Origin of the sequence: Exiguobacterium sp. s78 (genome assembly GCF_018618985.1) — a bacterium.
Lineage (GTDB): Bacteria > Bacillota > Bacilli > Exiguobacteriales > Exiguobacteriaceae > Exiguobacterium_A > Exiguobacterium_A abrahamii.
Genome location: NZ_JACSNB010000001.1, coordinates 832369 through 848094, shown reverse-complemented (window position 1 = coordinate 848094; position 15726 = coordinate 832369). Strand labels below are relative to the sequence as shown.

At 46.7% G+C, this 15726-nt stretch carries 16 protein-coding genes and 1 other annotated feature (1 of these 17 only partly in view); all 16 genes read right to left on the bottom strand.

The genetic code is table 11. From position 1 onward, the window contains the following. Positions 1-98: a binding site (T-box leader), on the bottom strand; it reaches 144 nt to the left of the window's first position. Then, on the bottom strand, positions 99-620 hold the full coding sequence (locus tag KNQ18_RS04185; RefSeq protein WP_023468794.1) for a DivIVA domain-containing protein: 522 nt from the start codon (positions 618-620) through the stop codon (positions 99-101). 25 nt (positions 621-645) lie between these two features. Further along, complete coding sequence (locus KNQ18_RS04180; RefSeq protein WP_029342133.1) at positions 646-1416, bottom strand: YlmH family RNA-binding protein; 771 nt, start codon at positions 1414-1416, stop codon at positions 646-648. Further along, a complete protein-coding gene (locus tag KNQ18_RS04175; RefSeq protein WP_023468796.1) occupies positions 1413-1688 on the bottom strand; it encodes a YggT family protein in 276 nt (91 codons plus the stop codon). The genes KNQ18_RS04180 and KNQ18_RS04175 overlap by 4 nt, the downstream gene beginning before the upstream one ends. A gap of 2 nt (positions 1689-1690) precedes the next feature. Further along, positions 1691-2017 (bottom strand): cell division protein SepF, encoded by a 327-nt coding sequence (locus tag KNQ18_RS04170; protein WP_231496839.1) that lies wholly within the window; start codon positions 2015-2017, stop codon positions 1691-1693. A 193-nt stretch (positions 2018-2210) separates the two neighbouring features. Further along, a complete protein-coding gene (locus tag KNQ18_RS04165; RefSeq protein ID WP_050677528.1) occupies positions 2211-2882 on the bottom strand; it encodes a YggS family pyridoxal phosphate-dependent enzyme in 672 nt (223 codons plus the stop codon). Beyond that, a complete protein-coding gene (gene pgeF / locus KNQ18_RS04160; RefSeq protein ID WP_215083921.1) occupies positions 2869-3645 on the bottom strand; it encodes a peptidoglycan editing factor PgeF in 777 nt (258 codons plus the stop codon). Before pgeF ends, KNQ18_RS04165 begins: the two co-directional genes overlap by 14 nt. 84 nt (positions 3646-3729) lie before the next feature. Then, positions 3730-4884 (bottom strand): cell division protein FtsZ, encoded by a 1155-nt coding sequence (ftsZ, locus tag KNQ18_RS04155; RefSeq protein ID WP_029342137.1) that lies wholly within the window; start codon positions 4882-4884, stop codon positions 3730-3732. Between the two features lie 47 nt (positions 4885-4931). Continuing rightward, positions 4932-6236 (bottom strand): cell division protein FtsA, encoded by a 1305-nt coding sequence (gene ftsA / locus KNQ18_RS04150; RefSeq protein WP_029342138.1) that lies wholly within the window; start codon positions 6234-6236, stop codon positions 4932-4934. Between the two features lie 229 nt (positions 6237-6465). After that, on the bottom strand, positions 6466-7245 hold the full coding sequence (locus tag KNQ18_RS04145) for a cell division protein FtsQ/DivIB (protein WP_149427626.1): 780 nt from the start codon (positions 7243-7245) through the stop codon (positions 6466-6468). Between the two features lie 60 nt (positions 7246-7305). Continuing rightward, complete coding sequence (gene murG / locus KNQ18_RS04140; RefSeq protein WP_215083919.1) at positions 7306-8400, bottom strand: undecaprenyldiphospho-muramoylpentapeptide beta-N-acetylglucosaminyltransferase; 1095 nt, start codon at positions 8398-8400, stop codon at positions 7306-7308. Next, complete coding sequence (murD, locus tag KNQ18_RS04135) at positions 8397-9743, bottom strand: UDP-N-acetylmuramoyl-L-alanine--D-glutamate ligase (RefSeq protein ID WP_215083917.1); 1347 nt, start codon at positions 9741-9743, stop codon at positions 8397-8399. Before murD ends, murG begins: the two co-directional genes overlap by 4 nt. A 33-nt stretch (positions 9744-9776) precedes the next feature. After that, positions 9777-10739, bottom strand: coding sequence for a phospho-N-acetylmuramoyl-pentapeptide-transferase (gene mraY, locus KNQ18_RS04130; RefSeq protein WP_133207537.1), 963 nt, complete (start codon positions 10737-10739; stop codon positions 9777-9779). Positions 10740-10762: 23 nt separating this feature from the next. Next, complete coding sequence (locus KNQ18_RS04125; RefSeq protein WP_251133293.1) at positions 10763-12082, bottom strand: UDP-N-acetylmuramoyl-tripeptide--D-alanyl-D-alanine ligase; 1320 nt, start codon at positions 12080-12082, stop codon at positions 10763-10765. 108 nt (positions 12083-12190) lie between these two features. After that, positions 12191-14329, bottom strand: coding sequence for a penicillin-binding protein (locus tag KNQ18_RS04120; RefSeq protein WP_133207538.1), 2139 nt, complete (start codon positions 14327-14329; stop codon positions 12191-12193). Next, positions 14326-14712, bottom strand: a complete 387-nt coding sequence (gene ftsL / locus KNQ18_RS04115; protein WP_029342145.1) for a cell division protein FtsL — start codon at positions 14710-14712, stop codon at positions 14326-14328. Before ftsL ends, KNQ18_RS04120 begins: the two co-directional genes overlap by 4 nt. A 13-nt stretch (positions 14713-14725) precedes the next feature. Then, positions 14726-15664 carry a 16S rRNA (cytosine(1402)-N(4))-methyltransferase RsmH gene (gene rsmH, locus KNQ18_RS04110; RefSeq protein WP_064299613.1) on the bottom strand — a complete coding sequence of 313 codons (939 nt, stop codon included), beginning with the start codon at positions 15662-15664 and terminating at the stop codon, positions 14726-14728. Positions 15665-15726: the final 62 nt, after the last annotated feature.

The following is a 15726-nucleotide window of genomic DNA, read 5'->3' as shown; positions in this document are numbered from 1 at the left end:
AGGGGATACCTCATCTTTTTCGTTGCTCGGGCTTCCACCATTCCCCCGATTCGCTGTCAACCGTCCAAGATGCGACGTGTCCTTGTCATTGATTTTATTTATACGACATCGTCGTCATTATACGCAACTGCTGGAACATCGTCAAGCGCTCCACGAGAAGAGAAGTCAAACGCATCCCAGTCATGGCTCGTCAATAATTCCATCTGCGCATCGATCAATACTTTGAATCGATTACGATAAAGTTCGATTTTTTTGCGCATTTGCTCTACTTCGAAGTCTGTCCGTTGTGCCCGACGTTGCGCTGCATCTTGCAACTGCTCTGCTTCACGTTCTGCTTGCTTTAGGATCAAGCTCGCTTCTTTTGAAGCATTGGCTTTGACTTCTTCAGCTGCTTCCTGTGCGACGATGATCGATTTATTCAATGTTTCTTCCATCGAACTGAAGTAATCAACACGTGCTTGCATGTTTTGGATGACTTCCTGTTGTTGACGATTCTCACGTAACAACAATTCAAAATCCTTGATGACTTGATCTAGGAATTCGTTCACTTCATCTTCGTCATAGCCGCGAAACTTTCGTGTGAACTCCTTATTATGAATATCGAGTGGCGTTAATGGCATGATGAATTCCTCCTCCGCATTTATCTTATCCTTTTAAAATACCGTATTGTAGCTTGATCCGGTCACGTTTCGTTGATCCGAGGATTGCAATCAACTTGACGCGTCCTGTTCCACGCAAGGAAAGCAAGTCGCCTTCTTCTAGCATGAAGCTCGAATCATCCACTACTTTATAATTGACCTTACTTTCACCTTGTTTAATGAGCGTCTGTGCTTTTTGACGCGAGAAGCCGAGAATTTCACTCACGACCGTATCAAACCGAAGTGAACTGACGAACCCAAGTGTCTCTTCCCACTCTTGATCCTTCACTTTCAAACGGTCTTCCGCCTCAACACGCGAAAGACGAATCTTCGTCTTCCCTGCTCGTTCGACGTTTGCTTCGATATAGGTCGCGACTTCGTCCGCGACGGCAAACTGTACTTGATCCTGAATGATGACGTCGCCGAATTTAGCTCGTTTCAATCCGACGTTCAATAATGTACCGGTGACTTGACGATGAGAAAGTTCAACGAATTTAGTAGGATAATGAATGCGATAGATGGAAATGTCAAAGTCATCCGCGTTGTATTCATAATAATCTGGTGCGAGGATTGCCCTTTTACGTTCAGCGCCTTCGAAACCGCCCTCAAAAAAGAGGGCGCATTTCGAACCGACGAGTTCTTGTGTGATTTGTTGTTCACGTGGATCTAGGAAATCCGTTAATTTGAACGTATAGGTCGCTTCCACATGATCGATCCAGTTCAAGACTGAATCGACGAATTCCCGCTCGCTTCCACGATAATGATCGTATACGCTCATACTAAAAAGATTGCTCGGATACCCGATTGAGCCAAGTTCAAGACGAGGAAGGCTACAATCGGCGAGATATCCAGCATGCCCCCGATAGGCGGGATGATACGACGGAAGGGCGCTAGGAATGGCTCGACTAACATCGCGAGCACTTGTCCGAATTTAGAATCACGGGCATTCGGGAACCACGAAAGCAGGATATAAACGATCATGACGTAACTGTAATACTGTAATAACGTACTCAATGTACGACCAATCGCGTACATCACTTGAGAATCCATACTTACCACCCCTTATGATTAATATCATCTTCTCCAAGAAGATTCGAGATGCTACCAGCCAACTCGACGTTGTTCGGAACACAGAGGAGGGTATTCTGACTGATCGTCGTAATCGTTCCATCGAGAGCGAAGACGACACCAGATAAGAAATTGATCATCTGTCGTGATTGATCTTTTGACATTCGCTGCATATTGACGATGACAGCACGGTTCTGACGAAGATGTTCCCCGATTTCCTGGGCTTCGTTGAAGACACGTGGTTCACTCAAGATGACTTGCGATTTCGTTTTTTTCGTCGCATGAAGCGGCACGATATTCGATTGTCTCACGCTGTCCTCCTTTTGAGTAACACTTGGGGTAGATTCCTCGTAATACTCTTCATACTCTTGTTGTGAAGCACCTCTACCTTTATTTATTGTAGCATCATTTTCATATTCAAGTTCATCTAAATCGTCGCTGTTGCCGAGAAATAGATTTTGCATTTTTGATTTAAAACCCATATCCATTCTCCCTTCTTCTCGTTTAGGTGTGAACGAGCGTCGTCCCGATTCGGACGAACGTCGCCCCTTCTTCGATGGCGATCTCAAAATCAGACGACATTCCCATAGATAACTCCGTACATGGAGCATACGACAATTTTTTCGCCTTGACCTCTTCTTGCAATGTTTTTAATGACCGGAATACCTCACGGATACGCGTCGTATCTTCCGTTAACGGTGCCATCGTCATCAGTCCGATGACACGAATCGCTGGATACTGACCGATTTCATGTAAGAACGACGGTACATCCTCCGGCGCGATGCCTTGCTTCGATTCTTCTCCAGAAACGTTGACTTGAATGAAACAATCAATGATTCGGTCCGTTCGTTTATTGATCTCTTCCGCCAAATGAAGACGGTCAAGGGAATGCAGCACGTCAATGGCATCGATGATCTGACGAACTTTACGCGTTTGTAGCGTACCGATGAAGTGCCATGTACAGGCGGTTCGTCCGAGCTCTGCCTGTTTTTCGAGCAATCCATCCGGACGATTTTCACCGAGATGGGTCACACCTGCTGCTAATAATTCAGAAGCAACTTGACTTGAGACTGATTTCGTCACGCCAATCAACTGTACCTGCTTTTCTGAAGAACTCTTTTCACTCGCTTGTTTCATTCGTTTCGTAACCTCTTGTACATTATCAAGAATTGACATCCAATGACTCCTTTACGATCAAACTTGCAAAGCGACCACCGTGGTCGCCGTGGCGATAAGAGAAGTAATCTTCCGCCTGACAGTGTGTACATAGACCTGAGTCAAGGACATCACCCACTCCACAACGCTCAGCTAGCGCAGCGTTCGTTTTTTGTAGCGATAACATCGCTTTTCCATCTTCCTTGCGTATGTAAGGAGACTCATCGAGTTCAAGCGCATCGATTGCATCGATGACGGGTTGATCGACTTCGTAACAACAATCACGGATCGATGGACCAATGACCATTTGAATCGATGAACGACTCGCACCCGCACGTTCCATTTGCTTGACTGTTTTCTCGACGATATTGCCGACAGTTCCGCGCCAACCGGCGTGCGTATTCGCGATGATTCCTGTCGTCGGGTCACAGAAGACAAGCGGCACACAGTCAGCGAAGAGCATCATCAATAGAACATTCGAATCGGTCGTCACCAATCCATCTGTACCCGGAATCGCTGTTTCGTAATCCAAAGCACCGCGCCCAGAGTCAAGTGTCGTCACCTGTTCAACGTGATTTCCGTGAACTTGCTGTGCCCAAATCGAGTTCTCGAGAGATAGATCAAGCTGACGTGCGATGACTTGTCGGTTCTGGATGACACCATCGCGATCATCGTTGACATGTAACCCTAAATTTCCATTTTCATGAGGGGCAGCGAACTTCGTCGTAAAGGCGGCGCGTACGGTACCTGTCGGTGTATACCATTTGATCCATTGTCCAAACATGTTCATGCCTCCTTTGATTTTAAAAAAAGAGGCGCCGCTTTCGCGACACCTCATAGTTTAGCAGTCGTGTCACTGGAACATCGATCAACGATTATTCCGGCGAAGGAAAGATGGAATATCCATCGTTTCTTCGACATCTGGCGCTTTAGCCGGTTCAGGATTCGAGCTGACAGGTGTCTCTTCGACTTGTGGTTTAGACTCCTCAGTTGGTGGTGGAGTCGCTTGTTTTTTCTTCAAGAGGTTTTTCATCATCTCTTGTGCCGATGGGATTTCGAAATCGAGTGGTTCGTTTTCGAATTCCGTCGCGATGACTGTGACGATGATTTCATCTTCTAGGTTATCGTTGATGACAGAACCGAAGATCAAGTTGACTTCCTCATCGGCTGCACTCTGGACGATTTGTGCGGCTTCCGTCACTTCGTACAAGCTGAGGTTCGCACTACCTGTGATGTTCATCAGAACACCTTTTGCGCCTTCGATCGATGTCTCAAGCAACGGACTCGAAATCGCTTTTTTCGCTGCTTCCGTCGCGCGGTGTTCGCCTGTCGCGACACCTACACCCATCAAAGCAGAACCTTTCTCAGTCATGATCGTCTTCACATCGGCGAAGTCGAGGTTGATCAGACCAGGTACGGCGATCAAGTCAGTGATACCCTGTACACCTTGACGCAAGACGTTATCCGCTTCTTTAAACGCTTCAAGCATTGGTGTATTCCGATCGACGATTTCAAGTAATTTGTCGTTCGGAATGACGATTAACGTATCGACTTTTTCTTTGAAGTTCTGGACACCTGAAACAGCATGTTGCATCCGTTTACGTCCTTCGAACATGAATGGTTTTGTGACGACACCGACTGTCAATGCGCCGATCTCTTTTGAAATCTCCGCGATGACAGGAGCTGCTCCTGTACCCGTTCCGCCACCCATTCCCGCTGTGACGAAGACCATGTCAGCACCAGAAAGGATTTCTGTTAATTGCTCACGGCTCTCTTCCGCCGCTTTTTTACCGATTTCCGGATTGGCACCCGCACCGAGACCGCGTGTCAATTTAGCACCGAGTTGTAGTTTTACGTCAGCTTGTGACATGTTCAATGCCTGCGCATCCGTGTTTACTGCGATGAATTCTACGCCTTGGACACCGTGTTCAATCATTCGGTTGACGGCGTTCGAACCGCCACCACCTACACCGATGACCTTGATTTTTGCTACTTGGTCCATCATTTCATCAAAATGCAACATAAAAAGGGCCCCCTAATATTTTTTACTCATTGGATTTTTTGTAGGCATTAACCAAAGAATTTCTCAAAGAAACTGCTGAATGACTTTTTCTCTTTTGGAGGCTGTTCACGTGTCGACCGTTCTTCTCGAACAGGTGTCGCTTGTTCGTTCATGAGCAGTGCATCCTGTTCACGTCCGTGTGCTACGACTTCCTTCTCTTCCGCGCGGTCGAAACCTGATTTCGATACGGCGCTTCGTGAAAGTACATAACGTAACATACCAGCTGCGACGGCATACTTCGGATGACGAATACCAAGACTAGCAGGTTGATAGACATTGACGCTCTGCTTGAAGATTCGTTTTCCAAGCTGGTCGATTCCCGGCAGTGAAGAACTTCCGCCACACAAGATTAAACCGCTGTTCATATGAGCGTATCCGGCTTGCGTCATTCGTTTTTGAATCATCTCGAAGATTTCCTCAAGTCGTGCTTCTAACACGAAACCGATTTCTGATTGTGGCTCGAAACGATGTTCCCCGTTGATCGTGACGTAAGAAACTTTCTCTTCCGGATCACCGAGTGCTTCAAGTGCAACACCGTACTCTTCTTTTGCGAGCTTCGCATCTTGATATTTACAATTCATCTTATACGTCAAATCACGTGTCAGATGATCGCCACCGTATGGCAACGTCGTCGAGTAGACGAGATCATTCTTTTCATAGATGGAAAGTGTCGTCGTCTCATGTCCGATGTCGATGATTCCGACACCGAGTTCGAGTTCATCAATCGATGCTGCGATTCTAGATACCGCTAAACTCTCCAGCACATATCCAGCAAGCTCTAAACCAGCCCGTTCAATGGAACGTTTAATGCTATGTAGGATCGTCTTTGCTCCGATGATGAGCTTCCCTGTTACTTCGAGACGATAACCAATCATTCCTCTAGGATCAGTAATCTCCGTTTGCTGATCGACCGTAAACGTCTTCGGCAGGACATCGACGACACTGAGTTCGTTTGGAATTCGCATGACCATCGCAGAATGCAGAACATCTTTCACGTCATCATCCGTGATTTCATTGTCCTCACCTTTGATTGATGTCATCCCCTGGCAATCCTTCACTTGAATGTGTTCGCCAGAGATAGCAACATATACTTCACCAATTGGTTCACCAAGTGTACGTTCCACTTCCGTGACCGCTTGTTTAATGGCATGTACCGTTTGATCGATGTCAACGATGACACCTCGTTTAACACCCGCGGATGGTGCAGAACCTTCAGCAAGAACGTTCAGCGTTCCACCAAGTAGTTCACCGACGATGAGTTTCACCTCCGATGTCCCTATGTCGAGTGCGGCAATCGTACCTTTCGTTTCCATGGGAGTGACACCTCCACTTTCATAATACTAATCCTTTTTATTCCTAATTATATTCTAGGAACAGGACAGGCTTCTTCTCGTTTAAGTCTACACTATATAAATACTTACGAAAAGAAGTTATTGCCCGTCTTAGCGTTCGAATAGATTACGATTTGATGACGATTCGAACAACGGTCGACGAATGAAAACACACGTTTGTTTTTTTGTTCGTCAACCCTTTACGAATCTTCTATTTTTTCCCTTTATATGGCTTGAAATAGATGCCGCCATCAATTGTAATTGTTCCCGTCTTTCCTTTCGGTAAGGCAGAAATGACCTTCACGTATTCATTCAAGGAATTTGAAAAGGCAGACGTACTGAGTAATACCGTATTTCCATCCGTCATGAATAACTTCAGACCGCCTTTGTCCGTCTTATCGTTTGCGACGATTTCTGAGATTCGGCTCCGTACTTTCGGCTCGATTTTAACAAGTTCCTTCGTCAATCGATTTAATGACTGATCCGTGAATCCTGTCAAGATCGGAGCATCGAATAGTTCTTCCTTCGACTTTCCAGGAATGATCGTTCCGTCCGCAAGTACGATCCGGTCTCCCGGTTTATCCTTCGCGTAAGCAATCTCTTTCTCTTCCGTCACCGTCACGCGATATTGATGCAAAAACTGTTTTTGCATCGTCGCTTCTTGAATACCCGGAACCTTTTCGATTCGCTCAAGAACGTCTTCCTCCGATACATTAAAGGCGTGTGTTTCCTTCACCTTAATCCCGGACGCTTGCAAGATATCAGCAGACTTCACATTGACGTTACCATCGATATCAAATCGAGCAACCCGAGAATAACTCGATTGTAGATAAAAGACGACACCGACCAATAGACCAATCAGAATCAGGACATAAATGAGTCTTCGGTTGGCTTTTTTGCGACGTTGTTCACGGATATAAGGTATCTTATCCTCGAGACTACGGACATTCTCGTCCTCTTGTGGTCGTCCGACCGCTCTCCGTTCCCTCACGTCTCATTCCCCCTCCATACGTAACAGTTCATTTCCCTATCGGTCTTTTCCTGCAATAGTTTAGTTTTTTTGTGCCGTCAATCGTAACAATTCATCAACCAAGTCCCGTGAAGCGTTCGGCATACCGAGCGCAAGCGCCGCTTCAGACATCGTTTGTTGTTGTGCTAACGCTTTTTCAGATGCCTCAAACAACCGATCACCTGTCAGTTCCTGTTCACGAATCAATAGACTCGCACCTGTCTCGACGAGCGATGAGGCATTGACCTCTTGATGATTTTCCGTCACGTAAGGACTTGGGATGAGCACACTCGGTAAGCCGAGTGTCGTCAGCTCTGCAAGCGTACTTGCTCCCGAACGCGAAATGACGAGTTGGCTGGCTTTTAAGATATTCGGTAAATCATATACGAATGGACGAAGTTGAATGCGTTCTGGTACGGAACCGACGCGTGACACAATCGTATCGTAATGAATTTGACCCGTAACGAAGAGGAGCGACCAGCCTGCTTGCTCGACCTTTGGCATCATATCGACGACTGCTTCGTTGATTGCGGGTGCGCCACGACTACCGCCATAGATGACGATGAGAGGGCGTCCTTCCTCAAAACCGAAACGTTGTCGCTCTTCAAGCGGATTGATGTTGAGCTCTGCCACTTCAGAAGCACGCGGATTTCCAATTAAAACCGTCTTCGCTTCATTCTTACCGAAGTGATGTCCAGACCCTTTAAAAGAGAGTGCAACCCGGTCCACATACCGAGCTAAGAATTTATTCGTGATACCAGGTAAACTGTTTTGTTCATGAACGAGTGTCTTGAAACCCATTTTTGCAGCCGTATACAATACCGGTCCACAAACGAATCCACCTGTACCGACGACGATATCCGGTTGGAACTGACGCAGTAGTCGACGAACACGCCGGACGCTCTTGACGAACCGGATACCGGTCTTGACGTTTTCGAACGACAAGGAACGACGGATGCCAGAAATCTCAATCGATTCAAATGGGATTCCCGCGCGACGGACGATATCCGCCTCGAGACCATTTTCTGTTCCGATATAGAGGACCTCACACGGCATGCGTTGTTCGAGCTCCCGGATCATAGCGAGTGCCGGATAAATGTGACCGCCTGTACCGCCTCCAGAGACGACGATTTTCATACTGTTGTTCCTCCTACTTCATGTACGGCACGAACGAAATGATCGCCGCGCTCTTCATATGTCTTGTATTGATCCCAACTTGCAGATGCTGGTGACAGAAGAATGATGTCGCCGGGTTGTGACACTTCAAACGCGACTTTCACCGCTTCATCCATCGCCTCAACAACGGTCGACGTATATCCATTTTCTGACGCAAGCGTTCCGAATCGATGACCCGTCTCACCAAGTCCGATGACGTGTTTGACGTGCTTCATTGAATCGAGTAACGGTGTCAAATCCGCTCCACGCTCGAGTCCGCCACATAACCAGATGATAGGTGCCGTAAATCCGGACAACGCCGCTTCTGTTGCCACATTATTCGTTGCTTTTGAGTCGTTGTAAACTTTTCGACCAGCAATTTCACCGACGAACTGTGTCCGGTGCTCTACACCACCAAACGTCCGTAGAACGTGTTGAACGTCAGATAATGCTAAGTTAAACGGTTCGACGAGTATTAAGGCTGCGAGAACGTTCTCGACATTATGTCCACCACCGAGAGCCAGTTCATCGACAGGTAAGATACTCGTCCCATTGATTGTCAACGTATCGTTCATGACTTCTGCATACGCCGATTGACGACGAGAGAACAAGAGTGGCGTTACTTCAGCAGTCTTTCCGAGCGCATTAACGGACGTATCATCGGCATTCAAGACAAGACGATCCGTTTCTTTCATGTTCTTAAAGATCCGGGCTTTCGCTTCGCCATACGATTCAAAATCACCATGATAATCCAGATGCGCCGGTGATAAATTCAAAAACGCTGCCGTGTATGGTCGGAACTGCTCGATCCCCATCAATTGAAAACTTGATAATTCAATGACGATGATATCGTCCTGTTTCGCCTGACATGCGATTTCAATTGCCGGGAATCCAATGTTTCCTGCCAAATGTACACGCCGCGTACCGGTTTTCAACAATTCATGGACAAGCGTCGTCGTCGTCGTTTTCCCGTTCGATCCTGTGATGGCAATCCACGTCGCATCGGTTGCTTGATACGCCAGTTCTACCTCTGTCCAAACCGGAATATCGCGTCGCAAGGCTTCTTGTAGCAGATCAATGTGATACGGAATTCCTGGATTCTTGACGATCAAATCGATGTCGTCGAGTAGTGTGAGCGGGTGCTCACCGTAGACCGTCTTAACGTCGAGCGATGCAAGCGTCGCTTGATCACTCTCGGACGGCGTTTTCCCGTCATTGACCGTTACCTCTGCACCAACACTCGCTAAATACCGAGCTGCTGCGATTCCACTTTTCGCCGTTCCGAGAACGAGCACTTTTTGATCATTCCATTGTCGTTGTTCCATTGTTGAATCGCTCACTTTCTCTCTTCTTTTTTATTACACGAATAGATAGGCGATGAATGCCATCAAACAGCTGATTCCTGCGAATGTACCGACGATCCGCCATTCGCTCCAACCGACCATTTCGAAGTGATGGTGAATTGGGCTCATTTTGAAAATCCGTTTCCCTGTCGTCTTAAAGGAGATGACTTGTAGAATGACGGATAATGTCTCTACAACGAACACGATACCGATTAAGACGAGTAGTAATTCCAGTTTTAAGACAATCGATAGACCTGCTAGTGCAGCACCGAGTGCAAGTGAACCTGTATCTCCCATGAAGATCTTCGCTGGGTGCGCATTGAATAACAAGAATCCGATCAATGCACCGACTGCTGAGAAAGCAAAACAAGCAGCGCCTACTTCATCCGCGATAAACCAACTGTATAATCCGAAGAACAAGAATGTTGGAATCGCTGTGAACGACACGAGACCATCTAGACCATCCGTCAAGTTGACTGCATTTGAGAAGCCAACTAACCAGAACAAGGCAACAAACGGATAGACGATACCGAAATCAAGCTCAAACTCTGTAAATGGAATCGATAGATACGTCGCATCACTCGTGAATCCACCGCTCAACCAGACGAATAACAATCCGACGACGATTTGTCCAATTAATTTTTGTTTCGAATTCAGACCAAGGTTACGTTTCTTGACGACTTTGATGTAATCATCAATGAAGCCGATAACGCCATAAGCAAGTGTTAAAAACAGTAACGATAATTGTGTCGTCGATAGATCGCCCATGACGACTGCACCGAGAACGCTGACGATCATCGCAACAAGAATGACGATTCCACCCATCGTCGGTGTTCCTGATTTGACCTGATGCCATTGCGGTCCTTCTTCCCGAATTTCCTGACCGAACTTCAATTGGTGTAGAAACGGAATCGCCTTTGGCATAACGAGTAGTACAACAAGAAATGCAAGAATAAGACTGATGAATAATGTGATCATAGCAGACACCCTTTTTTCAAAAATTAGTTTTCGTTCAGATAGGTTAATATCCGTTCAAGCGCCATCCCACGTGACGCTTTCAATAAGACGATTGTTCGTTCTCCGAGCAGCGGACGCAATCGTTTTGCAGCATCCTCGACAGTTGCTGCGAATTGGATTTGAACAGACGGATCGCTGATTCCTTCCGCAATCCACGCGCCTTTCTCCCCTACTAGGATAGCATGCGAGACGGGTAACGCAATCCGCTTTCCGACCGAGGCATGTAATAAGCGTTCTTGGTCCCCTAATTCATACATATCTCCGAGGACGAGAACTCGTGTCGTATACCCTTCCAGCGCAGTAACCGTCTCAATCGCTGCATTCATCGATGTCGGACTCGCGTTATACGCATCATTGATGACCGCAGTCTCTTCAAAGAGTAATCGTTCCATCCGCATCGGTGTCAATTCAACCGCATCGAACCCTTCTTGAATCCGAGCGTCCGTCACGCCAAGTGCACGTGCTGTCGCAATCGCGTATGCTGCATTTCGGACTTGGTGTTTCCCTAGCACTGGTAGGTGAAAAGCGGTGCCATCGTAAGTAAAGGCCGTCCCAAAGAGCGTTGCTTCCCTCGTTTCGATCCGGTACGTATTTCCGATCTGATAGCCGATCTTCTCTGCTTGAACTTCTGCGAGAAGTGGTTCGTCACCATCAACGAATAAATGACCACCTGGCTTGAGTCCGGATTGAATCTCGAGCTTCGCATTGGCGATGCCACTGCGTCCACCGACTTGCTCCGCATGCGATTCGCCGATGTTCGTGACGAGCGCGATATCTGGCTCAGCTAGATTCGATAAGAATTCAATATCGCCAAATCCATTCATTCCCATCTCAAGTACAGCGACTTCCGTATCAGCCGGCATCATGAGGATCGTTAACGGCATTCCAATATCCGAATTGAAGTTTCCTTGAGTCTTATGTGTCTTGAACGTCGTCTTGAGTACGCTTTCGACCATGTCCTTCGTCGACGTCTTCCCATTTGATCCAGTGATGGCGACGACTTTTGGCGCAATCTGCATTAAGTATCGTTTTGCGATTTGTTGCAGGGCAACCAATGGTTCATCGACTTCCAAGAAAACGATATCGATGTCTGGTCGATCAATGCCTTTCTTCCATAAGGTGACGATCGCTCCTCGGTTTTTTGCACCTTCAAGGAATCGATGACCATCAACGCGTGCTCCCTGAATCGGAACATAGAGACCGTCTTCCAGTTGTGCGCGTGAATCCGTTGCAAAATGACGAACGATACGATCATCTTTCACATCGAGATGCAACCATTCAGCGAGTTGCGTAATTGTTAACATGATATATACCTCCATTCGATGACAGCAAAAGAGGACGAATGCAAAAGTCAACGAATGACTCCTGTTCGTCCTCGTCTTCCTGTAGAAATCAGGAAACTTGCTCTACCGTTACTCTTTAGGTTCAGCTAGTTCGACCGTCAACTTTCCATTTTCCTTCACTAGTGTACCAGTTCGAGCCGATTGTTTGGTTACAAAACCTTTACCGATGACGTCGAGCTTCAAATCATATAAGCTGACAAGCTTTTTGACGTCTCGTTGCGACCAACCGGTCAAATCCGGCATCTTGAACGTATTTGATGTTTTCAGCAAGACACGTTCTCCGCTGACGAATTCCTGTCCACGGGATGGAATCTGAGAAACGACTTCAGCACCATCGCCCAGGATGATCGCAACTGCCTCTTGTTCTTTTGCTAGATCAGTAGCTTGTCGAGCACTCTTCTTGATATAACTTGGCGTGATCTTCGCTTTGACATCTACCGAATCCTTTTGCGTTTCCGGTTGGATGCTACGATACTGTAGTGCCGTATTCATGACACTTTTGAACACAGGACTCATGATGAGTGGGCCAGAGACGGATGATTCGTTTTTCGATGGACGATCGACCGCGATGTACATGATCAATTCCGGATCATCTTTGGGGGCCATACCGATGAACGAGTGAATGAATTGTCCTTGAATATACTTTCCATTCTCAGAAATCTGAGCCGTGCCGGTCTTCCCAATGACTCGGTAATCTTTCAACTTATACATTTGACCTGTACCAAGCTTACTATTGACGACACCGTCGAGTGCTTCGCGTGTTGCTTTTGCCGCTTCAGCAGAAATCGGTTTACCGACGACTTCTGTTTTCGCTCGGTAGGGTGCCTTATCCGTATGATCCGCTTTTTGGATGATATGTGGCTTCACCATCTCGCCGTCTCCAGCGATTGCTGTCGCTCCTTGAAGCAATTGCATCGGCGTGACCGCAGTCGATTGCCCCCATGAGGTGATGAGCGCATTCAACGGTTTAGACAAGTCGGATTGACTATTTACTTCTCCCGAGATGTCTATACCCGTTCGTTGGTCAAAATGAAACTTCTTAAAGTAATCTTTATACCGTTCGATCCCAAGTTTTTCTGCTGTCAACTTCGAGAACATGACGTTTGAAGAGTGATAGACCCCTTCAATCATCGGAATGGTTCCCCAACCGACATCGTTATAATCCTTGATGACCGTCCCTTTATAGTTATAACTACCCGATTTATACATCTCATTCGGACGGAAGACTCCCGCATCAATCGCCGCTGCGAGCGTAAATATTTTCATCGTCGAACCTGGCTCGAATCGTGACGAGACGGCAAAATTCGTGAAATCTTTCATATCACGTAAATTCGGGTTGAACGATGGGCGATCCGCCATGGCGAGGATTTCACCCGTCTTCGCATCCATGACGATCCCTGTCGCATTTTTCGGCTTATACGTGTTGTACATTTTTTGCATTTCTTTTTCAAGCGACTGTTGGATTCGATGATCGATCGTCAAATAGAGATTCGATCCATCCTTCGGTTCGTTCGAGATACGCGACGCACCTTGAATTAGCGGATTACCGCTACGATCCTTTTCAAAGACACGGGCTCCGTAAGATTCACTTAAAGCATTATCATACTGCTTCTCGATTCCCATCTGACCTTGTAAAGCGACTCGACCATTTTCCTCGGTGATCTTTTGAACGAATCCAAGTGTATCGGACAGGAAGATGCCGTTCGGATAGTATCGTTTCGGCTCTTCAATCATCCGGATTCCGGGAAGTTTCAACTTGTCGATCTTCTCTTTTTGATCGAGCGTCAAATCATTTCCTTTTTTTCCGAACTCAATTTGAGAACGGTCTTTGTTTTCAATCAGATAGGTCTCCAGTTCCTTCGTCGTCATCCCAAGAATCGGCGCAAGACCTTCAGCCGTCTTTTTAAAGTCGACGATCGTCTCATCTGGATCTTTGACACCACCAAGTCGATAAACGCCAATCAGATGATAGGATGGAATATTGATCGCAATCGGGGAACCGAGACGGTCGAAAATCTCGCCACGTTCTGCTCCAAGCGTTTCTTGAGACTCCCATCGTTTCTTTTCCGCATATGCAATCATATCTTCACCATGGAACTGTTTTGTCGTTGCTAAATACAAAAATCGGCCAATGAACACAAAAAAGAGAGTAGCAAATATCACCATGATAAAGGCTACTCTCCAACGGGATTTTTTCAGTGGATTCATTTAGGAATCACCTTGATGTTCCCTTTACGCATATCAAGACCCTGTTCTTTTGCAATCTTATAAATCCGTTCCGGAGAGCTTAAGTTCGTGACCTCTAGTTGTAAACGTTCATTTTCTTTTTGGAGTGATTGTGTGACTTGGTTCTCTTTTGCTAAATCACGGCTCACATTATACGCTTCGTTATGCGTACTGATCGTCAAACTCCCAAATAACACAAGACCACCAATCATCGCACTGTATAAGAATTTTTCAAAGGGATACAAGCGATACTTCGGACGGACGGCGACGCGACGCGCGATATCTTCCGTCTTTCGTGGTTCCTGAACAGGTTGTTGACGAACGGGTTGAACCGTTTGGACCGATTTACGAAGTGGTTCTGCCATTGGAATGCTCCTCTCAAGATTCTTTCATTTTTTCAGCAACTCGTAATTTTGCCGATCGGGCGCGACGGTTATCATCGAGCTCTTCAACACCAGCCGTAATCGGCTTACGTGTGACGAGTCGGAGTTCCGGCTCCATTTCGACGGGAATCATCGGTAACCCCGGCGGAAGCTCGGGTAGTGATGATTTTTCTTTGATTGCTTGTTTACACATGCGATCTTCAAGTGAATGGAACGTAATGACACATAGACGTCCACCGACACGTAATAAATCAATGGCTTGGTGTACCGCACGGTCAAAGACATTCAGTTCATCATTGACGGCGATCCGGATTGCTTGGAAAGTCCGTTTCGCAGGGTGACCACCTTTACGTCGTGCTGGTGCTGGAATCGCATCCTTGATCAATTCGACGAGTTCGAACGTCGTCTCAATCGGTCGCTCTTCCCGCGCTTTTTCGATTTTGCGCGCAATCTGTTTTGAGAATTTCTCTTCCCCGTATGTAAAGAAGATACGTACGAGATCATTGTACGACCACTCATTGACGACTTCGTAAGCAGAAAGTGGAGAAGATTGATCCATGCGCATGTCGAGACGTGCGTCGTGATTATAACTAAATCCCCGTTCCCCTTCGTCTAATTGTGGTGAAGAGACACCGAGATCGAATAAGATGCCGTCCACTTTCTCGACGCCATGTGCTGCCAACTGCTCTTTCAGATAAGCAAAATTACTCTTTATTAAAGTAAAGCGACCTTCATACGCCGCGAGACGTTCTGCTGCATGAGCGAGGGCGACATCATCCTGATCAAATGCGTATAGATGACCTGTCGTCAATTGCTTGACGATTTCTTCGCTGTGTCCTGCTCCACCTAATGTACAATCGACGTAAATACCGTCGGGTTTAATCGCGAGTCCTTCGATCGACTCCCATTTCAATACTGTTTCATGCTCAAACATGTCCTGCCTCACCTTTCACTGTCCTTGAAGGACGTTACTCTTTTTCAATGTATCACATTCTC

Coding starts and splice junctions, on each gene's coding strand:
- KNQ18_RS04185 (WP_023468794.1), bottom strand. CDS start 620: ATGCCATTAACGCCACTCGATATTCATAATAAGGAGTTCACACGAAAG.
- KNQ18_RS04180 (WP_029342133.1), bottom strand. CDS start 1,416: ATGAGCGTATACGATCATTATCGTGGAAGCGAGCGGGAATTCGTCGAT.
- KNQ18_RS04175 (WP_023468796.1), bottom strand. CDS start 1,688: ATGGATTCTCAAGTGATGTACGCGATTGGTCGTACATTGAGTACGTTA.
- KNQ18_RS04165 (WP_050677528.1), bottom strand. CDS start 2,882: ATGTCAATTCTTGATAATGTACAAGAGGTTACGAAACGAATGAAACAA.
- pgeF (WP_215083921.1), bottom strand. CDS start 3,645: ATGTTTGGACAATGGATCAAATGGTATACACCGACAGGTACCGTACGC.
- ftsZ (WP_029342137.1), bottom strand. CDS start 4,884: ATGTTGCATTTTGATGAAATGATGGACCAAGTAGCAAAAATCAAGGTC.
- ftsA (WP_029342138.1), bottom strand. CDS start 6,236: ATGGAAACGAAAGGTACGATTGCCGCACTCGACATAGGGACATCGGAG.
- murG (WP_215083919.1), bottom strand. CDS start 8,400: ATGAAAATCGTCGTCTCTGGAGGCGGTACAGGCGGTCACATTTATCCG.
- murD (WP_215083917.1), bottom strand. CDS start 9,743: ATGGAACAACGACAATGGAATGATCAAAAAGTGCTCGTTCTCGGAACG.
- mraY (WP_133207537.1), bottom strand. CDS start 10,739: ATGATCACATTATTCATCAGTCTTATTCTTGCATTTCTTGTTGTACTA.
- KNQ18_RS04125 (WP_251133293.1), bottom strand. CDS start 12,082: ATGTTAACAATTACGCAACTCGCTGAATGGTTGCATCTCGATGTGAAA.
- KNQ18_RS04120 (WP_133207538.1), bottom strand. CDS start 14,329: ATGAATCCACTGAAAAAATCCCGTTGGAGAGTAGCCTTTATCATGGTG.
- ftsL (WP_029342145.1), bottom strand. CDS start 14,712: ATGGCAGAACCACTTCGTAAATCGGTCCAAACGGTTCAACCCGTTCGT.
- rsmH (WP_064299613.1), bottom strand. CDS start 15,664: ATGTTTGAGCATGAAACAGTATTGAAATGGGAGTCGATCGAAGGACTC.